Here is a 24,098-nt window from a genome sequence, read left to right on the forward strand (position 1 = left end):
GTTCCCGAAAAACAGAAACATCCTTCCGTTAGGAAGGATTTCATTGAAAAAAACAGCGATTATTACATCGCTGTTTTTTTACGGCATATTCAGCTTATTTAATAAGATTATATAGCTCGTCAAGTTTGGGTGATAGTACGATCTCAATTCTCCGGTTACGGCTGCGTGCGTCGGAAGTGGAAGCCTGGTCAATCGGTTGAAACTCACCTTTTCCCGTTGCGGTAACACGGCTGTTTTCAATCTTCTGCACATCAGTAAGGTATCGAACCACGGAGGTCGCACGTAATACGCTCAGATCCCAATTATCCTTAATCTGTCCAAGGTTCACTACTCTTTGGTTATCCGTATGACCCTCAACCGAAATATTGATTTCAGGCTGGGTTTTTAAAACCTTTGCAAGTTCCAATAATACTTGTTTTCCCTTCTCATCAATAACAATGCTTCCGGAGGGGAACAGCAGTTTATCGGTTAGTGAAACATATACTTTTCCATCGCGAATATCAACCGACAGGCCACTTTGCTGGAAACCAAGTAAAGCCTTTTGTAATTTATTTTTAAGAGCGTTCGCAGCTTCATCGCGTTTATGCAAAATCTCCTCAACTTCCCGTAGCCTTGCCTCCCTCTTCTTTAAATCCTCAGCTAATTTATTGATCTCTGTGGAGCTGTTAGACCGCAATGAAGCATAGTTAGCATCCAAACCTTTTAAGCGGTCTTCAAGGTCGCCTAAACGACTATTCAAACGGCTTGTATCAGCACGAAGACGTTCCACTTCACCTTCAAGGCTTTCTATCGTTGCACGCGAGTTTTCCCAACCCAGACTTAGAGAGTCCTTTTGAGCCAGAAGTGCATTGTATTTTTTTGGCGATAAGACAACACAAGAGCTTAATGAGACTAATAAAAGTCCGACAAATGTTATTAGGGTAAGTTTATTCATATGAATTCAATTAAGATATAGCATTTCTTAAAAAAACAATAAAGGGGTAAATGGAGTCAAAACCTTCAACGACGTTTTGCAAAGCATCTGGTTTTTTAAGTTCAGATGATTTCAAGGGAATGGTGACTGTGTAGCTTTTGAGCTTCAAATACTCAATATCAGGATGATCTGATGGGTAGCCTTTAGGCGCTGTTTTCAATGTGTGCTCAGTGTCCAGCCCGCCTTTTAGCCTATGTAGTTTCAGCTGCCCGATCGTTCTTCTGAAATCAGTGCTGTTATAATCAATTTCTTGCCTAATGAGCTTGAGCTGCTCCCTCTCAGGCATCCAGCAGCCACCAGCGACAAAACATTCCTGCGGGCTTATATGAAGATAATACCCTGGGCCATTGAAGTTTTTTCCATAAGGGGAGATACCTGCACCAAAGTTATTTTTGTATGGGGTTTTATCAAGGCTGAAACGGATATCGCGATAAATGCGCATCACGCAATCTGTCGGATCAAGGTCGGCTGGAATTGCCTTATCTATTACTGCGAGCCCCATAATTACTTCGCCAACAAAATCAAGAACGTTCTGCCTGGCTTCATCGTGACGCTTTTTATTTAATGCGAACCATTCACGATTGTTATTGGCAGCAAGATCACTAAGAAAACTAAAAGTGTCGGCTTTTATCATGAAAAAGGGTTTCCGGTTAAGAAGCCGAATCTAATGATTTCCTTTCTCATTAATAAATTTGGTTATATAGGAGGACTGAAGCTAGTTAAGATTGATCTTTTCGTCTTTTATGTCGACCGCTACATTTTTACGCCGATACTTGGTATACCAAACATATCCTACACCTGCAATGGCAATGTAGGGTGCTGCAAGCAATAACAAAATCCCCGTGTTTAGCCCTTTGCCTTGAGTATTACCGTTCTCTACAGAATTCTCAGCGGTTAAAGTACACATGGAGCACTGCGCGGATGAATCGAACGAGGTGAATATTATTAACGATAAAATAAGTACAGCCGTAATAACTCTTATAGCTTTCATGATATCTAATATTAAAACCTGAGCGTTGATCTTTTACTTCTAAAATTTATAGTAAGGAGAGATCATTAAATATACTGCCACTCCGGTGACTGTAACATATAACCAGATAGGATAGCTCCATCTGACCAGTTTTTTGTGTTTCTCTACCTGCATCTGTAGTCCTCGCTGAAAACTTAATAACACTAACGGCAATACTACCGCTGCAAGTATTATATGTGTTATCAGAATGAAATAGTATATATACCTTACAACACCTGTACCCCCATACGTTGTTTTAATTCCGGTTGAATGAAATATAATATAGGACACCAAAAATAAAGAAGATAGCAGAAATGTGGTAATGTTTATTTTTTTATGAATTGCTATCTCTTTCCTTTTAATGAAGTACAAAGATAGTAGGAGTAAGACTGTGCAAGTGCCATTAATGATTGCATTTAAAGTTGGCAGCAGCAATACCCACGAAGGGATAGCCGATTTGTCTGGGAAGATATTGATAAGATTACTTTGCAGCAGAGCTATAACAGAAAATACAACTATTGATAATATTAAAATAAGTCTGAAGGTGATCTTTTCAGTCATGAGTAGTTTTATTAACGATCTTTGATATTCCGCAACTCTTCAGTTATCAGAACTTTAATCTCGTCGGTTATTCTGTCAACTTCTTCTTTGTTTGCTGAATCGTAATACCCGCGAATTCGTTGCTGTGGATCTAAAAGAATAAGCATTGGACTATGTATAAAATTTATTCCAGTTGACGCAGTGTCTTTCAGAGCATCTACTAAAAAATCTTCCCTGGAAATAGTGTATATACTGTCCATATCACCGGTTAACAGGTTCCAGTTAGACGACCCGTGTTTAAAAGCGGCGCGATACCCTTTTAAAACTTCAGGAGTATCATATTTAGGATCCACGCTTATCGAGTAGAATTGAAGCAAGCGATTTCTGGAAAACTTATAGCTCAATTCCTCCATCTGCTTATTCATATCCTTGCAGAAGCTGGGACAACGGCTGAAAAAGAAATTAACTACGGTAATCCTATGACTGTCAGCTGGAAAGGTGATGGGCTGTCCATCCTGATTAGTTAGCTTAAATGGGCGTACGGTATGGTAAGTCGTATCCGGAATTTGTGTACCCCGCCAAGTATGAAATGTGGAGGCTACTTCCTTAGGGCCAAATATACTAAGAGGCCTATACCTGTTCTTGCCCTTTTCCTGAAGCAGATAATATAATAATCCTGGCACCGCAAGAAGGATTACCAGGATTAAAACCTTTTTTAATGGGAAAGAAGTTCTATTCATTAATTCATATGCACACCCAGATACGAACCTTCTGTGAGCATCAAAATTATAAAGTAGACTATAAAGATTAATGATACTGTAAGACCAGTCTTCAGAGCTAACCTCTCAAATTTAAGGTGCATAAAGTATGCAATTATATAGAAAGCCTTAACAAGAGTTAAAATAATATAAGCAAAGTTAGCTATCCCATGTCCTATATAGCCATGAGGTAGAAAGTAAAGGGCGATAGCAAATTCAAGAGCGGTTATTCCGAGAAGGTAAAAGAAAACCTGCCAGATCTTCTTCTTGGTCATTCCTTCATGCTCATCGGCATGCTCTAAATGTTCATGTGTTTTTTCTGCAGACATGCTGTGTAACTTTATCAGAATTAAACTAAATAGAAAAACGTAAATACAAATACCCAAACAAGATCTACAAAGTGCCAGTACAATCCAACTTTCTCTACCATAAGATAGCTGCCTCTTTTAGCAAAAACATTGGTTAAAGTCATTATGAGAATAATAATATTTACAATAACGCCTGTAAAAACGTGAAATCCATGGAAACCCGTGATGGTAAAAAACAGGTTTGAAAACTGAAGTGCACCAATACTTTCAATGCCTGTATACGATGCAGGAAAAGCTCCCCACCAATAGCCTTCATGAAATAAATGCGTCCACTCAATAGCTTGACATCCAAGGAACATTAATCCACCAATAATTGTCCCGATCATCCACCATACGACCTCTTTCTTCGAGTTCCGATGACCTGCCTCAACTGCCAGAACCATTGTAACTGAACTCATAATCAAAATAAATGTCATCACCCCAACAAATACCAGCGGATATCCATGGTCAGCAATACCAGGTATAGATTGAAACACAACGTCCGGATCAGGCCAGGTCGTTTTGCTAAACCGCTGAGCTCCGTAGTAAATCAGAAAGGCAGAGAATGTGAAAGCATCTGAAAGTAAAAAAAACCACATCATCAATTTGCCATATTCAACAGCAAACGGGGATCTTCCACCGCTCCAGGCGTCGGTTTTTATTTCATCAATTTGTGATACAGTAGAACTCATTTAAGTGATGTGAAAAGGTTTGTTATTGGTTCAAAAGTAAGAAAACATATAGATAAATCCATAGTATATCAATAAAATGCCAAAATATGGCGGTTACTTCCAGCCGGAATAAATTACGCACCTGAGCTATATTTTGAAATGCTCCTGCAAGTGATATTATCAGCATAATCAAGCCGGCAAAAATATGCAGCATGTGTAGTCCGGTGAAGACGTAGATAAACGATTGCGAAGCGTTATAATTTACAAAATAAACCCCCTGCTGGGTAAGCACTTGCCACGCATTGAACTGCATTAACAGAAAGACAATCCCGAGTATGAAGGTTCCACCAAGATAAAGCTTCTGCATACCAAACTGAAGCTTTCGCGCAGCCATATATGCAAGATGCATTGTGATACTGCTTATAATTATAATTGCTGTGCTATATTTAAATGCCTGCGGGAGAATTGTTTTCAAGCCCCGATCAGGACTGCCTGCGGTGTATACAATAAATCCACTGGTTAACCCGGCGAATATCATGAACGAGGAGATTATAAATAACCAAACTAAAAATTTCTTGGCTTTAAGGTTTTGCTTATCCTCGACCTCAGTAGGTCCAGTGTATTTTTTCATTTGGATACTAGTTTTAAGTGGTAATGAAGCTTCCATATTTATTAACTCTAGATGTCAGTATATCTATACCAGCTGAAAAGTTCAACTTTAAAATCACATTCCATATTGCCTGATACATTCAATTTTACTTTCCCGGCGCTATCAGGTCAAATAGCAACGCTAATTGAAGCAATGGCAGATAAAAGAACGAGGCGTACATCAATTTTTTAGCCGAGCCTACATTTAAGTCGGTAAAAAGCCTGATGGCCTGCCAGGTAAAATATACTCCTCCAAAGATTGAAATAATACCATAAACATACCCGCCAAAATTATAGAATACAGGCATCAATCCTACCGGGATTAATAATAATGTCGTTATCAAAGTGATTGCTGCAGAAGTTTTATCTCTATTTGTAGTAGGAAGTAATCTGAAGCCAGCCTTTTTATAATCGTCATCAAGCACCCAGGCAATCGCCCAAAAGTGGGGAAACTGCCATACAAATTGAATAATAAACAGAATAACAGGTAACCACGAGATACTTGGATTGTCAAAAGCGGCAAAGTACCCAATTAAAGGGGGCAGTGCGCCAGGTATAGCTCCTACAAATACAGCGATCGGCGATATTCGCTTCATGGGTGTATATAAAAAGGCATAGAAGAAGATAGAAAATACTGACAAAACTCCCGTAAGAAAATTCAACTGTAACAGTATCATAGTACCGACAATTCCCATAAACAAGCTTAATACAAGCGCTTGCCCGGTATTCATCCTTCCTGACGGGATGGGACGGTCCATAGTTCGTGACATTAACTTATCAAGATCCTTCTCGATAATTTCATTGAAACCGTTGGCAGCTGAAGTTACCAAAAAACCACCCACCGTTAAAATAACCCAGTTAATCCAAATGATGTCTCCCTGTATCTTACTTCCGATCAGAAACGAAACCGAGGCTGAAAAAACAACTGTAAGTGTAAGTCTAAGCTTTATTAATTTATTAAAATCCGATATGATGTTTCTCACGCTAGTTTCCGACTATACAATTTATTCCTTCCCAACAATAGCATTAAGTAGAACTGGGCACCAAATAGTAACGTTGCCAGCAGAATATGAACGGCCTGTGCAACCGGCGGCAAAGCTAAGTATGATAAAACGATTCCGGTAATTATTTGAAGAATTAGAAAAATCATTACAAACGATACATATTTAAATTGCAGACCGGTGAGAGAATAGCCAGCGCGAATCATTAAGAAGATAATAACATTTAGTACCACCATCAGAATCGCCAGGTCACGGTGTAATTCAAAGTTAAGACCCACGTTTGCGACCCATTCAGCACGATTGAGATTATCCATTGATGAAGCGATAGCATCGATCTGTTCTCTTACAGTGGTTCCTAGAGCAATTTGAAATAAGCTTATAATGACAACACTAATTACAAGACCTTTTAGCAAGCCCGCTGGTCTCGTGGTCAGAAGATTTCTGTCACGCCACACTCTGGCTAGAAAATAAGTATAGATGCTAATCCCTAAAATAGCTACGGCAACCACCATATGCACCGTTACCACCCAAGCCATTAGATTAGTACTAACCACAATGGAACCGAGCCAGCCCTGGAAACCGACTAGTACCAAGTTTAGCAAACTCCAAAAGAATATCTTTCTACGAGTTCTTAAATATGTGAATGAAAAGATTACACAAAATATAAGTAGAATACCGTAAACTGCTCCTATTAACCGGTTTACATATTCAATCCAGGTATTTGCAGCGTTGAACTCCTCAGGCTCCAGAATACTTTTATCATTCCTGATTCTCTCCGCCATCTTGCCAAAACCAAGGAAATCCAGAGTGTTAGCAAACCTCAGGTTTTTTTCAACTCGTTTATCAACGTATTTTTCCCTATAATGAGATGGTAACTGTGACACATCAGTTGGCGGCACATACCGGTCAAAACATTTTGGCCAGTCAGGACATCCCATGCCGGAACCTGAACTTCGAACTATCCCTCCGGCGAGGATTAGAGCGAAAAGAGCAACTATAGATATTAAATTAATCCGTAGAAATCTCTTTTCACTTGCGGGGTACATTTACTTTGTCCTTGGTTTGGTAAGGTATTATAAAAAATCAGTTGGCAACGGATGAATGTTGCCAACTGATAGATATTTAAATAGAAAGATTAGACTTCCTCGGTGCTTTTAATTTTAGCGGGGTTCTCTCTTGTCCAATCTTCCTGTATTTTTTCAGCAGCAGCGTTGCCCTCGAAATCATGAGGCATGTTGGAACTCATAGTCTCCGAAAAAGGCGTTGTCTGCAGAATGTAGTCTTCATCATGACCTGGTTTGCTATAATCATAAGGCCAGCGATAGACTGTAGGAATTTCACCAGGCCAGTTTCCGTGCAAGCGTTCAACCGGCGTAGTCCACTCAAGAGTATTGGATTGCCAAGGATTCTGTGAAGCTTTCTTACCATAGAAGATCGAATAAAAGAAATTCCATAAGAATGCAACTTGTGCAAGCGCGGAGATAATTGCCGCCCAGGTAATAAATGTATTCACAGTTAACCATTCTTTCATAAATTCAAATTCGGTGAAAGCATAGTAACGGCGAGGTACACCATCCAGACCCATAAAGTGCATTGGGAAGAAAACTAAATAAGCCCCTATAAATGTAAACCAGAAGTGAATATACCCCAATTTTTCGTCCATTAAACGTCCGAACATTTTGGGAAACCAGTGGTAAACACCACAAAGCATCCCAAAGATGGCTGCAGATCCCATAACAAGGTGGAAGTGTGCAACTACAAAATAAGTATCATGTAAATTGATATCCAAAGCCGCATTCCCTAAGAAAATACCAGTTAAACCTCCTGAAATGAAGAAAGAAACCAAGCCTATCGCAAATAACATAGCTGGTGTGAATCGGATGTTCCCACGCCATAGCGTAGCCAGGTAGTTGAAAGTCTTCACAGCTGACGGCACAGCGATAATCAATGTAGTGATCATAAATACCCCTCCAAGGAAAGGATTCATCCCCGTTACGAACATATGGTGCCCCCAAACAATGAAAGATAAAACGGTAATACCGATCAGAGAATAAACCATTGCGTGATAACCAAAGATAGGTTTACGAGAATTTACCGAAATAACCTCTGACGTGATACCCAGTGCAGGCATGATTACAATGTAAACCTCCGGGTGGCCAAGGAACCAAAATAAGTGTTGCCATAAGATCGGACTACCACCCTGATTTGGTAAAACCTGACCTGCGATTACAATATCAGAAAGATAAAAACTTGTTCCAAAGCTTCTGTCAAAGATTAAAAGAACAACTGCTGATACCAGTACCGGGAATGATAGAACCCCTACGATAGCAGTTAAAAAGAACGCCCAGATAGTTAACGGCATTTTCCACATGTCCATACCTTTAGTACGCATGTTTAATACTGTACTGATATAATTCAGCGCTCCGATTAAGGAAGAGGCGATAAACATGGCCATGCTAATTAACCAGAGAGTCATACCTATCCCTGAACCTGGAATTGACTTGGGTAAAGCGGAAAGAGGCGGATAAACTGTCCACCCCGCACTTGCCGGGCCCGTAACAGTAAAGAAAGATGCCATCATCACCACACAAGCTGAAAAAAACAACCAGTATGATAGCATGTTCATAAACGGTGAAGCCATATCCCGGGCTCCCAATTGTAAGGGTATTAATAGATTACTGAAAGTTCCACTTAATCCGGCAGTTAGTACAAAGAATACCATCATGGTACCGTGTATGGTCACCAGTGCCAGGAAGAACTCCGGCTTTATCCTTCCACCTTCAGCCCAGCCACCTAGAAATGTCTCCAGTAATGGAAAGGTTTTGTCTGGCCAGCCCAATTGCAAACGAAAAAGTACAGATAGCATCATCGCGATGACCGCCATGATAATACCAGTAATCAAAAATTGCTTTGCAATCATTTTATGATCCTGGCTGAAAATGTACTTGGTTATAAAAGTCTCTTTATGATGACCATGTTCATTACCGTGATCATGGTTATGTAGTACGGCTGTGTCGTGTAATGCTGTGCTTGCCATAATCTCTCTATCTATTTATATTGTTATTTAACGCAACTGTATTATTTGTTTCCGAAGTTTTAACGTCTGCCATTTGAAGTTCTTTCTTCATATCATCATTATAAATAAGGGGCAGCTTTGCAAGAAAGGCAGCATATTCGGCCTCGCTAACCACAGTAACCTTACTCTGCATGTTGTAGTGACCACCACCACAGATTTTAGCGCATAATAACACAAAGTCAAACTTTGGATTATTTCTCTTTTCACGCATTTCTGCTGTAGTATATTTAGGGGTGAACTGGAAGAATGTTGGCATTCCCGGAACAGCGTTCATCTGAACCCTAAAGTCTGGAATGTAAAAGCTGTGCAGCACGTCTTTAGAACCAATCATTACCCGGGTAGGTCTGTTTACAGGAATTACTATTTCGCCTGCAAGTTTATCATCCCAGCTTTTTTGGTCTTTAAAATCAATACCTAAACCGTTAGTCGGAGTTATCAATTTATAGTTACTTACCCCAACCTGGTTGTCATTCCCTGCATACCTGATATTCCATTTGAATTGCTCTCCGCGTACTTCAATTAAAACAGCTTTCTTTTGCTCTGCTTCAGAAGGATTTGTAATTCCTCTCCAGGTGAAGAAACCCAACAGAACCAATATAGTCAAGACTATAGCCGGTACAATTGTCCAGATCCGCTCAACAGCATTATTGTGTGGGTAGAAATAGGCTTTACGCTCAATAGAACCTCTGTACTTAAACGAGAATCCGAATAGAAAAATGTGAGTTAAGACGAAAACAATTGTAGTAATGATGGTTGTGACGTAGAACATCAGGTCAATGTCCGCACCGTGCACGGTGGCTGATTCAGTAACGCTCATGCGGCCCTGAACATCATAAGACCAATAAACTCCATACAAGCCAACAATCAGGGCAATTATGAATAAGCCTCCATTGATCTTTCGCCAGTCATAAGCGGCATGTTTACCCTGCATCTCACGGCTAAGCTCGTACACTCTTAAAATCTTCCCTATAATACCTATAAATACGCAAAGTAGAAAAAACAACAGTACATAAAACCATGCTGATTTGTAAGTAGCACTGTGGTCTATCTCGGCCGCTATAGCGGTTGCGGCGTTCTTCGCGGTATCAACAGCAGTGCTGATTAAGGGAGCAGAAGTCGGACCAACTGTAGCTGGGGCTGCTGTTGCTGCCGTATCAGCTGTTTTAGCGGCTGAGCTGTCGCCCGTTTGCGCAAGCAAAGACAACGAGCTTCCCGTAAGGATGCAAATGACCACGAATGCAACCAGCTCTTTTATTTTATATTTTTTTATCAAACCCATTTTCTATAATAATATAGTTGTGTCTTAATTATAACCTCTACTAAACATGGTGATGTACACTTTCATCAAGGAAAGGATGATGTACAGGAACCAGTGATTTAGTGCTTAGAGATCTTAACATAAGGAAGGTAAATAAGCCAGTAAATCCGATGGCAATACCTATTTCAATTATTCCAAACCCGCGGTGTTCTGCTACTGTTCCCGGCATGATCATCATGTAATAATCAAGCCAGTGACCGGCTAGCAACATAATACAAACAAACATCAGGGTATTCGTTTGACGCTTTGAATCCCTTGTCATAAGGATAAGGATCGGGGCAACAAAGTTAATTACAATATTCAACCAGAACCAGGGTAGGTATTCAGGTTCAAAACGATGATAGAAGTATGATGTTTCCTCAGGCATGTTTGCGTACCATATTAACAAGAATTGAGCAAACCAAACGTAAGTCCAGAAGATAGAGAATGCAAAGATAAATTTCCCGAGATCATGTAAGTGATTCTCGTTTATCCAGGTCATGTAACCTCCCTTTTTCAGTAAAATAACTGTTAAAGTAATCGCACATAATCCTGATACCCACATAGCCGCGAAGTTATACCAACCGAACATAGTGGAGAACCAGTGAGCTTCCAGTGACATGATCACATCAAACGACCAGATCGGTGTAGTAAACCCGAATACGATCAGAAAAATAGCTGACCATTTAATGCTTTTATTGTAAGAATTTAGTCCACCTTCCATGTCTTCATTAGCTGAAAAACGCGTCAGCATTAATGAAAAAATACTATAGCTGGCTAAAAAAATAACTAACCGGGTTAGAAAGAACGGAACATTCAGGTATCCGGCTTTCCCGGCAATTAGGTGATCGTAATTAGGGCTGTTCGGATCAGTAAGGCCTTCTCCAGTCCAATGATGATATAAGTTGTGTGTAAACAAGCCTGCGGCGCAAACCACAAATAAGATAACAGAAGCGATTGGCAAAATCCTCGCGAAAGCCTGAGGTATCCGTAGTAAACCAGCGGACCATCCTGCCTGCGCAACATATTGCACGGCCAGGAAAAATGCCCCTGCAGCACAAACGCAGGTAAAATAATAAGCCATCAGCAATAAATTGGCAAAAGTACGCTCAGCATGATCGGTTAAGAATCCGAAAATGATGGCTAGCACACCAATGAGGATAGCGACCAAACTCCAGGTTTTCGGCTTGCCTGAAAATTCGTATTGTTCAGTGAAATTATGACTGTGGTTGTGAGTTCCCATCTGGTTTTAGCAATTGATTACTGTAATTTTTGTAGTTCATGAACGTACATAACAATTTTCCAACGCTCCTCCGGAGTCAGTTGATATTTATGCGGTCCCATTAAATTTACCCCGTAAGTAATGGTGTGAAAGATCTTTCCATCAGTAAGGTCTTTCATAGCCCCTCCTCTTGAAGATGTGCCAGTGCCATAAGCAGGCGGCGCAGGAAACTTATCCAGCTTAATGATTGAACCATCACCTTTACCTTCAGGCCCATGACAATGCGAACACATGCTAACATAAAGAGCCTTACCTTCTTCGAGTGTTGGGATTGTTACCGGAAAAGGATTCTTTAATCCAGCGCTGGCTGCCTGGTAACCTTCAGGTGTGTTCGGAAAATCATCTACCTTATCAAATCCGACTGGCACGGTATTCACAGGTGGAAGCTGCGCTGTTTGACCACTTTTAAAATTCTTATTAGGCTGATCTGGATCATATGCCTTGTGGCTATACATATTTGGCGCATACTGCCATCCCGGACTTCGTTTATCTCCGCAGGAAGATACAACTGAGGCAACAGCAATGGTCCAAAATGCAACATGCAGTAATCGGAGCTTATTCATAACTAACATATTTCCTTTCATTGTGCTTAATTTCAACAGCACCGGCATCTTTTAAAATGTTATCAATTTTGTCAGGATACGGATTTGCTTTAACATCAATTGCCACTACAAACCGATCGTTAGTCGCGCGGAGGTCCATTACTCTTGGCGCACGCCCCGGGAATAAATGATTTACGAAGAAGTACGTAAAGACCATCCCAAATGAGCAAAATAAAACAGTCACCTCAAACATGATCGGAATAAAATCCGGGAATGCAAACGCGGGCTTACCTCCGATATTTATCGGCCAATCCAAAACCAGCATATAGTAGATCATTGAAAACGCAGCAATAGTACCCGTTATACCGAAGCAGAACGCTACGATTGGTAACCTTGAGCGTTTAACGCCTAATTTGTTTTCTATTCCGTGGATGGGCATCGGCGTGAACACATCGTAGATACTTACATTGTTCGCCTGAAGCTTGTCTATCCCGTGCATTAGATCATCAGGATCCTCAAAATGACCTAATATATATTTAATATTGCTCATGGTTAGATTTTAGCGTATTCCGCTTCTGGCGAAACACTATCATATTTATTTAGGGATTCTTTATAGAATTCAGCGTATTCCTTCGGTACTGAATCCTCACGGATTAGTCTCTGTTTCGACTGATCACTGGAGCTCTTCAGCAATAACTTAACCTCAGCTATGGCAATAGCCGGCAGTACGCGAAGGAAGAGAAGGAACAAGGTGAAAAACACTCCTATTGACCCGATGAAAACACAAACGTCAATAACCGTAGGATAGAACATCACCCAACTTGATGGAAGGTAATCCCGGTGCAGTGATGTTACAATGATCACGAAACGCTCGAACCACATACCGATGTTTACTACGATAGATAAAATCCATGAAGCAGCAACACTTGTACGTATCTTTCTAAACCAGAATAATTGAGGAGATATAACATTACATGTCATCATTATCCAGTAAGCCCACCAGTATGGCCCGCTAACCCGGTTTAAAAACGCATATTGCTCGTATTCGGCGCCCGAATACCATGCAATGAATAACTCAGTTAAATAAGCCACACCGACAATTGATCCCGTTAAAATGATGATTTTATTCATCGATTCGATATGGAACATCGTGATGTAATTCTCGAAGCCCATAACTTTACGGGTTACCAGTAACAAGGTTTGCACCATCGCGAACCCCGAGAAAATAGCTCCTGCAACGAAATAGGGAGGGAAAATAGTTGTGTGCCAACCCGGTATGACCGAAGTAGCAAAGTCCATAGATACAATAGTGTGTACTGAAAGTACTAACGGTGTAGAAACACCGGCCAGAACCAAACACACCACCTCAAAGCGCTGCCAGGTTTTAACAGAACCATTCCAGCCAAATGATAAAATAGAATATATACGGCGGCGCAAACCAGTTGCGCGGTCACGTATAGTCGCTATATCTGGTAATAACCCGGTATACCAGAATATCAATGAAACAGAAAAGTAAGTAGAGATCGCAAAAACGTCCCAAACAAGCGCTGAGTTAAAGTTTACCCATAATGATCCGAACTGATTCGGGAGCGGTAATGCCCAATAGGCCATCCAGGGGCGGCCCATATGTGCCACAATATATGTAGCAGCACAGATTACAGCGAAAATGGTCATTGCTTCGGCCGAACGGTTGATGGAATTTCTCCAGTTTTGCCGGAAAAGCAACAGCACCGCAGAGATTAGTGTCCCCGCATGACCAATACCCACCCACCAAACGAACCCGGTGATATCCCAGGCCCAGCCGACGGTTTTATTCAATCCCCAGGTCCCGATACCGAACCAAAAAGTATAGCTAATGGATACAACCCACAACAAGGCGCCCAGGGCGGCAATGGTAAAGCCAATCCACCAGGCTTTATTGGGTTTATTTTCTACCGGAACCAAAATATCGTTGGTAACCTTGGCGTAGGTGATATTCGAGCCGGTTACTAATGGTTCTCTAAGTATAGATTCGTGATGAGATGACATATTCCTTTTAAAATTTCTGTGTGTTATGAAATTATATTAAGCCTCTACAGTATTTCTAACTTTTGTCTGGTATCCAATGCCAGGCACTGTGTTGATCTCTTCTAATACGTAGTAGGTACGTTCACTTTGCAATGCTTTTGAAACCTCGGACTCCGGATCATTACCATCACCAAAGATAATCGCGTTTGTCGGACAGGTTTGCTGACATGCTACTTGGATATCGCCATCTTTAATTGGACGTTTTTCCATTTTAGCCTTAAGCTTTCCACTCTGAATACGTTGAATACACATCGAACACTTCTCCATAACCCCACGTGAACGTGGAGTTACATCTGGATTTAATACCAGTTGTGTGAACTCATTGTTCAGGTAATTATCAAAACGTGAATCATTCCAATAGTTAAACCAATTGAAGCGGCGTACTTTATACGGACAGTTATTCGCACAATATCGGGTACCTATACAGCGGTTATAAGCCATATGGTTCAAACCTTCCGAAGAGTGCATCGTGGCAATAACCGGACAAACAGTTTCACATGGTGCATGCTCACAATGCTGACATAACATCGGCTGGTGAATAACAGAAACGTTATCCATATTCTCCAGGTGCTTGATCTCGTTCTCCTCCGTTACTTTTGCATCTCCTTCATTGAAAGTATAGTAGCGATCAATACGGATCCAGTGCATCTCGCGACGACGGCGTACCTCATCACGACCAACAACCGGAATATTATTCTCCGCATTACAAGCAACTACGCAAGCGCCGCAACCAGTACAAGCATTCAGGTCAATAGCCATCACCCAGTTATGACCAGGTTGCTCGTATTTATCCCAAAGGTCATATTTATTTGTGGCCGGTCCCTTACCAGTTCCGGCAAGAGGATCCTTAAGGTAGTCCTTAAGCGTAGTTTCACGAACTATATTACGGCCTTCAATGGTATGATGGGTTTGCGTTTGCGCTAATTCGTATCTCCCACCAGCCTTGCTAATAGTAGCAGAGGTAGTATTTTGGAAGGTGCCATTTAAAAACTTCAGAAACGGGTAGGCATTTTTACCTACCTCTACTGCGGCCTTTCCGGCTTTTGTGCGGCCATATCCTAAAGCAATAGAAACCGTACCTACAGTTTGCCCGGGTTGAATAAGTACAGGTAGAGTGACGCTGTACGTATCAGATTTTACTTCCACAAGGTCAAACTCAGCAATGCCAAGCTTTTCTGCATGCTTAGGCGCAATAGCTACGTAGTTATCCCAGGTTACCTTTGAAACAGGATCTGGCAATTCCTGCAGCCATGGGTTATTCGCCGCTTTGCCATCTCCGATAGCAACGTTCTCATAAATATGCACCTCAACAGCGTTGTCTCCGCCTTTAACCAATGCATTACTCTGGTTAATAACCGTTTGAGCAACCGCATTTAAGTCACGCGAAAAAGAACTGGCAGTAACCGGTTTCTCACCCAGGTAGACAGAGCCTTTTTGTAATAGATCCTTCCAGGTTGAACCTGATTTAGATAAGATATTCGCAGTCCAGTTGTTCTGCACATACTGATAATAATCTTTAACAGCATTGTTAGACCATATCAGGAAACCTTCCTCAGCATAACGGGTGTCGTTAACCGGATTAATCGTCGGCTGAACAATAGTGTAATATCCCTCAACCGGATTTGAATCTCCCCATGATTCAAGGTAATGATGTGCCGGGGCAACAATCTGGCATAGTGATGCAGTCTCATCCTGGCGGTCTGCAAATGAAACACGAAGTTTCACCTTTGCCAATGCATCGGTAAACTGCTTTCCGTTAACAAAATCGTATGCCGGATTAGCCTTCAGGAAAAACACCGCATCAACTTCGCCACGGTTCATCTCATTTATGAACTCTACAAACTCAGCATCGTTACCCGCATATTGATATGAAGCATTAGCAAGGTCGATCGTTGTTCCGTAACTTCCTATCAATGAATTAATGGCATTTACTAATATTTGTGTAGAAACATCATTTGAACCACTAACTACCAGACCTCTTCCCTTTGCAACCAATAGTTCCTTTGCAACCAGCATAATCGCCTTCTCTGCATTCGGATTGTTCGCAAGTTTTTTGGCACCTCCAAGTGTACCGCCAAGGGCATTATATAAATTTACTAAAGCAATTCCCTGCTCAGAAGGCTTTAATTGAATACGTGTATCAGCGTTAGTTCCTGTCATACTCATACCCGATTCAAACTGAATATGGCGTGACATTTTTTTATTCTTTAACGAAGCATTATTCCGGTTAGAAACATATTGACGATTGTATTCAATCGGTGATATCCAGGTCCCCAGAAAATCAGCATCAAAACTCACAATGAGGTCAGCCCTATCGAACCGATATTTCGGAAGTGCTGCAACACCGAAGCTGTTTTCATTAGCTTTAATAATACCAGTATAGGATACAGCATCTACCTGCACATGTTTTGTGTTAGGGTACTGCGCTATAAAATCGCGGATGACAGCCTTTGTAGAAGGGCTGTTGATCGTTGTGGTTATAATTCTGATCTTTTTGCCTCCTGCCTGTACTTTACTTAACTCGCCCTTAACAAATTGGTCAAGCTGAGCCCAGGTAGTAGTGTTTCCGTTATAAGTAGGTCCTTTAAGCTTAGAAACATCATAAAGGTCTAAAACAGAGGCTTGGCCCTGAGCCGATAGCTTACCCCGGCTTAAGATACAGTTTGGATTACCTTCAATTTTAATCGGACGGCCCTCACGTGTTTTAACAAGCACGCTGTGTCCGTTAAAGCTAGAAGAATAGTAATTTGGTATTCCCGGTACAATCTCTTCAGGTTTTACCAGATAAGGGATCGATTTAGTTACCGGAGCTGGGTTACAAGCTGCAAGCGTAACAGCACCTAAGCCAAACCCAAGTGCCTTTAAAAAGTCGCGGCGGGGAGCTACGGTACTTAAACCAGCCTCGTTAAGAACCTCCTCAATTGGAAGTGCTTCCGAAAATTCGCCTTTATTCTTTTCGACAAATTCTTTGCTGTTCTGTAGTTCTTCTAAACCTTTCCAGTATTTTTTATTGCTTTCCATTTAAGCTATATAAACTGTATACGTAAGTTCTAATAATTTATTAATAATGACATTTACCACACTCTAAACCACCTAAAACGGCTGCAGTAACCTTCTCACCTTTCTTAAGCTGATCGTGAGCAGCCATCAGTTTATCATAGTACGAATTATCCTTATGATTTACTTCTGTTTCCTTATGGCAGTTAATACACCATTTCATCGTCAAAGGAGAGAACTGATAAACCTCCTCCATGGTTTGGATCGGCCCGTGACATTTTTGGCACTCAATTCCAGCTACTTTGACGTGCTGCGAGTGATTGAAATATGCAAAATCAGGAAGATTATGTATCCGTACCCATTCAATCGGCTTCTGATTAGTTCCATAAACACGTGTCTCCGGGTTATAATCAAGCGCCTTATAGATCTTCATGATTTCAGGAGAGATCTCACCATCATATTTATCGGTTGCCTGGACGTAGTTATGACAGTTCATACAAACATTTGCCGAAGGTATTGAAGCTTGTTTTGCTTTAAAGGCCCCGGTATGGCAATACTGGCAATCAATTTTATTTACACCGGCGTGCAGCTGATGGGAGAATTTTATTGGCTGAACTGGCTGATAACCCGTCGTAACCCCAGTTTCCCACATACCTTTCCATCCTACTGACCCTAAAAAGATCACAATAAGCAACACCACAAAAAAGATAAACTTCTTGTTTTTACTTAGCTTCTTTAATCCCGCAAATCGATCGCCCTTCACCTCCTCTTCTTCCGGCTCGATTCCTTGCTTTTGTAACATTACCCTTTCCAAAGTATTGATAACACGGTTTAGTACAAGGATCACAAGAAAAGCTATAATGATAACAGCAAGTAACCCAATCAGCATAAAGTTGCTGACCTCACCATCACCTGTTCCTCCACCTGTGGTACCGTCCGCAGCAGCGCCTGTAGCACCTGCAGCCGCAGCACCTGCCGGCTTATCACCTTCTGCCTTAATATATGCATAGATGTTTTTAACATCATCATCCGAAAGCTCCGGAAAAGCAGTCATCATCAGCGGCTTGTACTGGTCAAATAATACTTTTGCTGCCGGATCGCCACTCGCAATCATTGAAGGTGCATTTTTCGTCCATTTAAGAAGCCAGGCTTCATCATGACGATCATTTACACCCTTCAACGCCGGACCAATTACCTTTTTGTCGATACCGTGGCAGGCTGTACATTTTTGCTTAAAAATGGCCGCTCCCGCTCCCGCATCCTGCGCGAATGACACCGAGACAGTGGCAACGCTTAAAGATGAAATTAAGATCAGGGATTTGGTAACACTTCTAAAAAACAATGAGATGCTTCTCATATTGAGTATGTTATGCTAAAATTTGAAATGTAAGAAATAGAAATTTGATGATTGTTTACCAACATTTTTCGGTTGACAAAAGTATACTTTATTCAAACAACGGTGACATTTTCGTGACCTATATTACTAATTTATAATCATTCTAAATAAATGAGAAAACGCCTTTTATATTAAATAAAAGACGTTTTATCTGGGTGTCCTATTAACACCGAAGCGAAAGATTTGTAAGTAAATGCAAACCCGAAACAATAATACCAGATAAGGATGAAACGATCACCTAATGTACTCATTTCTTCAAACTTTTCTTCGCCTCGCATCCGTTGAATCTAACTCCGTAAAATTATCTCTTGTTCTTCAATCTTGATTCGTTACTTTATGTCGCTCGTCCCTAAGCACCCGCTTTATTGTTCTTCCTCCTTATTGCTTCAGAACCCACGCAAAAATGAGAGGGGCAACAATGGTTGCATCTGATTCAACTATAAACTTTGGAGTATGAATATCCAGCTTACCCCATGTGATCTTCTCGTTAGGAACAGCGCCTGAGTAAGAACCAAACGAAGTTGTAGAATCAGATATCTGGCAGAAATAACTCCAAAAAGGAATGTTCTCCATCTCCAGATCCTGGTAAAGCATCGGCACCACACAAATAGGGAAATCACCGGCAATACCGCCTCCTATTTGAAAAAACCCAATCCCCTTACCCTCTGAATTTTTAACATACCAGTCAGCAAGCCATCCCATATATTCGATCCCGCTCTTAACAGTCGACGCTTTCAACTCGTTTTTAATCACATAAGATGCAAAGATGTTTCCCATGGTCGAATCTTCCCAGCCTGGTACCACGATAGGTAGATTTTTCTCCGCCGCAGCCAACATCCATGAATTCTTTGGATCTATCTCATAATATTGTTCAAGAACCCCACTTAATAGCATTTTGTACATATACTCATGCGGAAAAAAGCGTTCCCCTGCATCTTCGGCATCTCTCCATATCTTTTGAATATGTTTCTGTAACCTGCGAAATGCTTCCTCTTCCGGAATGCAGGTATCAGTTACCCGGTTGTAGTGATTCTCTAAAAGATCCCACTCATCCTGCGGGGTTAACTCCCTATAATTAGGCACTCTTTTGTAATGTGAGTGAGCAACCAGATTCATAATATCTTCTTCCAGATTTGCGCCCGTACAGGAGATAATAGATACTTTGTCCTGACGGATCATCTCGGCAAGTGAGATCCCCAACTCGGCTGTACTCATCGCACCAGCAAGCGTAATCATCATTTTACCACCTTCGTCAAGGTGAGTTTCATATCCTTTGGCGGCATCAACTAATGCCGCAGCGTTAAAATGCAGATAGTTTCTCTCAATAAACTGAGATATAGGTCCTCTTTGAGTGCTCATATGATCATAATTTAGTCGCCAAAAGTAAGTAATTGAGATTGAGGAACAGAAAAATCAAGCAAGCTTTATTCATAACCTACTTTTGCAACACCTGTAAACAAAACTCTATCTTCGCATATATGAATAAACATTGTGTTTGTCTACTGATTCTTGCGGCAACTTTCGTCATTTCTGAAAAATCTCATGCGCAGAAGAAGCTCATCAAAAAGCTATTCTCAAATGAGAAAGATAGCACTCGTTCCAGTAGTTTTGTACCTCTGCCAGCTGTTGCCTATTCGCAGGAAACCGGTTTGGAATTCGGAGTACTTACTTTATATTCTTTTTATTCTGATCGCGAAGATACGCTCACAAGGAATTCTTCCATCCAGGGCCTTGCAACGTATACCACGCAGCAGCAAGTGAACCTTCAATTCAAGACTGACTATTGGACTCCACAGAATCGTTACCACATACTAAACGAAATTCGCTATAAAGATTTCCCATTCAGCTTTTACGGAATCGGCAATAAAACCTTCGAAGCCGATAATCAGAGTGTTGTTCAAAGGTTATTTCGCTTCAAAGCTGAAGGGGAGAAAAAAATGGGCAGGTATGCCTATACAGGACTCCACCTAAGCTTTGAAAACCATCAGTTCAATTACGTCGACGAGCTGAGTAATATTACCAATCCCATATTGCTGCGCGGCAGGGATGGTGGGAAAGTACTTTACCTGGGTCTATCTCAAATAATCGACAGTCGTAACAAAAACACCTATCCAACTTCAGGAACCCTGTTGAAATTAAATTACTCCTTTGCACCTGAGATATTTGGTGATGACAATTTTAGTGGCAGCTTAACAAAACTCGATTTTAGAACTTTCAAAGCTTTAAGTGCCAAAACTATATTAGGGTTTAACGTGGAATACCAAACGCTTCAGGGCAGTAACACTCCCTTTTACCTGATGCCTCAACTGGGTAATGACAATATGATGAGGGGTTACTATACCGGTCGTTTCCGCGATCAAAATCTCCTTGCTGCACAGGCTGAATACCGCTATCGCTTTCACCCACGTTTTGGAGTCGTCGGCTTTCTGGGTGCTGGAACAGTCTACTCAAATGGAAATATGGAATTTAAAGAAGTAAAACCCTCGTACGGTGGTGGTTTCAGATATTTCTTTGACGTTGAAAGAGGCTTGAGCATCCGGTTGGATTATGGCGTCGGCGAAAAACGAACAATGGAAAAAAGGCAATCGGGCTTTTATATTTCGTTGGGTGAGTCTTTTTAATCCCTATTCCACTTTCCGTGAAAAGATCATCCGTACTAAGTACAAATATCACCAGTAAGTTTTTGGCCAATGAAGGATAGTAATAGGTTGTAATACTTACCTTAACGGCATGAATGAATTACAAAGTCATTTCCCAAAAGCCAGCATTTACATCGTTTTCATGTTTCTTATTGTAAGTCCCCAAGCATACAGTCAGGATTACAAACAGGTTCATCACAAAAATATTCTTATCGATGCCCATAACGATATCCTGACAACAGCAATATCCGACGGCTTGAGTTTCGACCACGATTTAAAAGGCAAGACGCACTCTGACCTAAAGCGAATGAAAGAGGCTGGCATGGATATACAGATCTTCTCCGTATGGTGCGACGGGAACAAGCAAAATCCTTTCGCTTACGCTAACAGGCAAATCGATACGCTTTATTCTTGGGTATCACGCAACCCAAAAGAAATGATGCTTGTGAAAACACCGGCTGATTTGAACAAAGCGGTTAACCAGGGTAAACTAGGATCAATGATTGGTGTTGAAGGGGGACATATGATCGAAAACGATCTTAAAAACCTCGATATATTATTCGAACGTGGTGCCCGCTATTTAACTTTAACGTGGAATAACTCAAACCCATGGGCAACATCTGCTGCAGATGAAAATATGCCTCCCCATTCACCATTATCCGGCGAATCTCAAAAAAGAGGGTTGACTGACTTTGGCAAACAAGTGGTGCAGCGCATGAATCATCTTGGAATGATGGTAGACCTCTCCCATGTGGGAGAACAGACATTCTGGGATGCCATAAATACCAGCACTAAGCCAGTTCTTCTTTCCCACAGTAACTGCTTTAGCTTGAGCCCCGTATCTCGCAACCTTAAAGACGAACAGATATTGGCCATTGGCAAAAATGGAGGTGTAATCGGTCTTAATTTCTATTCGGGATTTCTTGTCGAAGATTTCCAAAACCAGTATCGCGGTTTCAGACAGAAACACAGTGCTGAGCGCGATTCACTGTTAAAAATTAATCCGGAGCCTTACTTCGCCGAAGAGATCTTATCAAAAAAATATGCTAATGAGCTTGAGAAGATGCGTCCCCCTTTATCGATTATCGTAGATCATTTAGACCACATCGTTAAATTAATTGGTGTTGACCACGTTGGCTTCGGCTCTGACTTCGATGGAATCACCTCCACACCGAAAGGACTGGATGATATCACGGGCTATCCGCAAATTACCAAAGAGCTAATAGCCCGCGGCTACAGCAAAAAGGATATCAGTAAAATTATGGGCGGCAATTTTATCAGGCTGTTTAAAGCGAATATGAATTAAGATACAAAACGTTAATGCCTATAACACGTTATTAAAAAAACAGATTTATGCTTAACAAGACCATTGTCTTCCTAATAGCCGGAATACTACTTTTTTCTTTCAATAAAATTCAAGCTAGTAATCTAAACAATTACACCGCTGCAAAACCAAAAGAAACACCTAAACGAGTAGTACACGATTTTTTGATCTGGTATAAAAAGAACCGGGAGAATTTACAGAGGTATAATTTAGTACCTCTCAAAACCGGAGACACCGCGAGCGCTTATAGGGTCGACTTTCAGGAAGCTGATAAATACTTAAATGAGCTGAAAAAAAGCGGCTTTGTATCCGATAAATATATTGCTTCTTTTCGAACGTACCTGGAGGAGAGCGATGCAAATCTGGAAAAATATCCACAGTATGATGGCACACCCAATGGATTTGGCTTTGACCTGGTTCTCAAGGCAAGTGACTATAATGAAATATTAGACCGTCTAAATAAGATGAAGATAATTACGAAACCAGTAAATGCTGACACTGCAAAAGTATATATAAGATTCCCTACCGTTGTAATGGCTCTGACCCTCTCCAGGTCAGGTAACACCTGGCTGATCGACTCTTTGGATTATGTGTAATTCGATTGATAACAACAAAAAATCGCAATAATTAGTCTCTGGGTTCATTTACAACCATTCAGTTAACGAAACGATATCATACTCATCAAATTTTCAAATCCTCAAACTTCAAATCAATTTCAAAACCTAACCGTAAAATCTTCCTTTACCTGGCCGGGTCGAATAAACACCAAGCCGATCCAAAACAAGTCAATAGTTACTGTAACTTGCGGATGAGCCTTGATCTCCTGCCAGGCTTCTTTCATGCCCTTGCTCCAATAAATATCATCGAATATCATCATCCCATTTGCACTGAGCTTAGGCAAACACCACTTAAAATAGTTCAACGTCGCATCCTTACGGTGATTTCCGTCTACAAATACCAGGTCCAGACTCTCTAGCTCACTTACAATTCCCGGTAAAATTTCATCAAAATTTCCTGTTTGAAGATTTACATTTCCTATATTCAACTGACTTAAGTTTCTGGCGGCAACAGAAGCAGTTTCAGGACAACCTTCAATGCTTGTAACAAAGGCCTCAGGAGCCGCTTTAGCCAGGTATGCAGTGGTGATACCCAGGCAAGTACCAAGCTCAACAATACGATTTGGCGAAACGTGTTTCGCCAACCGATAGATTAATTGAGCAAGACGGCGAGGCTTGAGCGCGTTCTTTGCAATCGTTTTAACTAACTTTTGTTTGTTGTTATTTAAATGCGAACCTGCTCCCAGATCTGTCACATTAATCACATGATTATCTACCAATAAAGCAGACCGCAAACCTTCTATCTCCTGGTATTCAGATTTGGCATGAAAATCGTAAATAATTTCATCCACCAGGCGATAAACAAAGGGCGAATGAATGCCATGCCGTGTTTTAGCAGTAAACCGGTGTCGCAGGTAATTTAAAACCAATGGCATATTGATCATGGGGCAAAATTAGATAAAGGATTGACAAGA

The 24,098-nt window shown here is 41.1% G+C and carries 23 protein-coding genes; 3 read left to right on the forward strand and 20 right to left on the reverse strand.

Annotated features, from left to right (window positions below; translation table 11 throughout):
• Positions 1-94: 94 nt before the first annotated feature.
• The 19 genes from AC1MCB_RS13975 to AC1MCB_RS14065 all read right to left on the reverse strand — a co-directional run bounded on the left by AC1MCB_RS13975 (position 95) and on the right by AC1MCB_RS14065 (position 19,963).
• Complete coding sequence (locus AC1MCB_RS13975) at positions 95-934, reverse strand: OmpA/MotB family protein (protein ID WP_479965322.1); 840 nt, start codon at positions 932-934, stop codon at positions 95-97.
• 10 nt (positions 935-944) lie between these two features.
• Entirely contained in the window at positions 945-1,607 is a 663-nt protein-coding gene (locus tag AC1MCB_RS13980; RefSeq protein ID WP_479965323.1) for a DUF2461 domain-containing protein, read from the reverse strand.
• Positions 1,608-1,688: 81 nt separating this feature from the next.
• A complete protein-coding gene (locus AC1MCB_RS13985) occupies positions 1,689-1,964 on the reverse strand; it encodes a hypothetical protein (RefSeq protein ID WP_479965324.1) in 276 nt (91 codons plus the stop codon).
• Positions 1,965-2,003: 39 nt separating this feature from the next.
• A complete protein-coding gene (locus AC1MCB_RS13990; RefSeq protein ID WP_479965325.1) occupies positions 2,004-2,543 on the reverse strand; it encodes a DUF420 domain-containing protein in 540 nt (179 codons plus the stop codon).
• A gap of 11 nt (positions 2,544-2,554) precedes the next feature.
• Positions 2,555-3,262, reverse strand: coding sequence for an SCO family protein (locus AC1MCB_RS13995; RefSeq protein WP_479965326.1), 708 nt, complete (start codon positions 3,260-3,262; stop codon positions 2,555-2,557).
• Entirely contained in the window at positions 3,262-3,609 is a 348-nt protein-coding gene (locus tag AC1MCB_RS14000; protein ID WP_479965327.1) for a cytochrome C oxidase subunit IV family protein, read from the reverse strand. The genes AC1MCB_RS13995 and AC1MCB_RS14000 overlap by 1 nt, the downstream gene beginning before the upstream one ends.
• Positions 3,610-3,629: 20 nt before the next feature.
• Positions 3,630-4,319 (reverse strand): cytochrome c oxidase subunit 3, encoded by a 690-nt coding sequence (locus tag AC1MCB_RS14005; RefSeq protein ID WP_479965328.1) that lies wholly within the window; start codon positions 4,317-4,319, stop codon positions 3,630-3,632.
• 22 nt (positions 4,320-4,341) lie between these two features.
• A complete protein-coding gene (locus AC1MCB_RS14010; RefSeq protein ID WP_479965329.1) occupies positions 4,342-4,929 on the reverse strand; it encodes a cytochrome c oxidase subunit 3 in 588 nt (195 codons plus the stop codon).
• A gap of 124 nt (positions 4,930-5,053) precedes the next feature.
• Positions 5,054-5,929: a heme o synthase gene (gene cyoE / locus AC1MCB_RS14015; RefSeq protein ID WP_479965330.1), complete on the reverse strand. Its 876-nt coding sequence runs from the start codon at positions 5,927-5,929 to the stop codon at positions 5,054-5,056.
• Positions 5,926-6,993, reverse strand: a complete 1,068-nt coding sequence (locus AC1MCB_RS14020) for a COX15/CtaA family protein (RefSeq protein WP_479965331.1) — start codon at positions 6,991-6,993, stop codon at positions 5,926-5,928. The genes cyoE and AC1MCB_RS14020 overlap by 4 nt, the downstream gene beginning before the upstream one ends.
• Before the next feature lie 89 nt (positions 6,994-7,082).
• The gene (locus AC1MCB_RS14025) at positions 7,083-8,984 is read right to left on the reverse strand and encodes a cytochrome c oxidase subunit I (protein WP_479965332.1); all 1,902 of its coding nucleotides are present in this window, start codon (positions 8,982-8,984) and stop codon (positions 7,083-7,085) included.
• Between the two features lie 7 nt (positions 8,985-8,991).
• Positions 8,992-10,302: a cytochrome c oxidase subunit II gene (locus tag AC1MCB_RS14030; protein ID WP_479965333.1), complete on the reverse strand. Its 1,311-nt coding sequence runs from the start codon at positions 10,300-10,302 to the stop codon at positions 8,992-8,994.
• A 40-nt stretch (positions 10,303-10,342) separates the two neighbouring features.
• The gene (locus AC1MCB_RS14035) at positions 10,343-11,563 is read right to left on the reverse strand and encodes a quinol:cytochrome C oxidoreductase (RefSeq protein ID WP_479965334.1); all 1,221 of its coding nucleotides are present in this window, start codon (positions 11,561-11,563) and stop codon (positions 10,343-10,345) included.
• Between the two features lie 17 nt (positions 11,564-11,580).
• Entirely contained in the window at positions 11,581-12,165 is a 585-nt protein-coding gene (locus AC1MCB_RS14040) for a c-type cytochrome (protein ID WP_479965335.1), read from the reverse strand.
• The gene (locus AC1MCB_RS14045; RefSeq protein WP_479965336.1) at positions 12,158-12,694 is read right to left on the reverse strand and encodes a DUF3341 domain-containing protein; all 537 of its coding nucleotides are present in this window, start codon (positions 12,692-12,694) and stop codon (positions 12,158-12,160) included. The genes AC1MCB_RS14040 and AC1MCB_RS14045 overlap by 8 nt, the downstream gene beginning before the upstream one ends.
• Before the next feature lie 2 nt (positions 12,695-12,696).
• Positions 12,697-14,172, reverse strand: a complete 1,476-nt coding sequence (gene nrfD, locus AC1MCB_RS14050; protein ID WP_479965337.1) for an NrfD/PsrC family molybdoenzyme membrane anchor subunit — start codon at positions 14,170-14,172, stop codon at positions 12,697-12,699.
• A gap of 36 nt (positions 14,173-14,208) precedes the next feature.
• Complete coding sequence (locus AC1MCB_RS14055; RefSeq protein WP_479965338.1) at positions 14,209-17,232, reverse strand: TAT-variant-translocated molybdopterin oxidoreductase; 3,024 nt, start codon at positions 17,230-17,232, stop codon at positions 14,209-14,211.
• 40 nt (positions 17,233-17,272) lie between these two features.
• Positions 17,273-18,565, reverse strand: coding sequence for a cytochrome c3 family protein (locus AC1MCB_RS14060; protein ID WP_479965339.1), 1,293 nt, complete (start codon positions 18,563-18,565; stop codon positions 17,273-17,275).
• Positions 18,566-18,982: 417 nt separating this feature from the next.
• Positions 18,983-19,963 (reverse strand): deoxyhypusine synthase family protein, encoded by a 981-nt coding sequence (locus AC1MCB_RS14065; RefSeq protein ID WP_479965340.1) that lies wholly within the window; start codon positions 19,961-19,963, stop codon positions 18,983-18,985.
• A 119-nt stretch (positions 19,964-20,082) separates the two neighbouring features.
• Between AC1MCB_RS14065 and AC1MCB_RS14070 the strand changes: the two genes are divergently transcribed.
• From AC1MCB_RS14070 to AC1MCB_RS14080, 3 genes are all read left to right on the forward strand, one after another.
• Positions 20,083-21,225, forward strand: coding sequence for a BamA/TamA family outer membrane protein (locus tag AC1MCB_RS14070; RefSeq protein WP_479965341.1), 1,143 nt, complete (start codon positions 20,083-20,085; stop codon positions 21,223-21,225).
• 109 nt (positions 21,226-21,334) lie between these two features.
• The gene (locus AC1MCB_RS14075) at positions 21,335-22,549 is read left to right on the forward strand and encodes a dipeptidase (protein WP_479965342.1); all 1,215 of its coding nucleotides are present in this window, start codon (positions 21,335-21,337) and stop codon (positions 22,547-22,549) included.
• Between the two features lie 47 nt (positions 22,550-22,596).
• Positions 22,597-23,163 carry a hypothetical protein gene (locus AC1MCB_RS14080; RefSeq protein WP_479965343.1) on the forward strand — a complete coding sequence of 189 codons (567 nt, stop codon included), beginning with the start codon at positions 22,597-22,599 and terminating at the stop codon, positions 23,161-23,163.
• 119 nt (positions 23,164-23,282) lie between these two features.
• Here AC1MCB_RS14080 and AC1MCB_RS14085 read toward each other — a convergent pair whose 3' ends face one another.
• Entirely contained in the window at positions 23,283-24,068 is a 786-nt protein-coding gene (locus tag AC1MCB_RS14085) for an O-methyltransferase (protein WP_479965344.1), read from the reverse strand.
• Between the last annotated feature and the right edge of the window lie 30 nt (positions 24,069-24,098).

The sequence above is a fragment of the Daejeonella sp. AP26 genome (assembly GCF_056680515.1).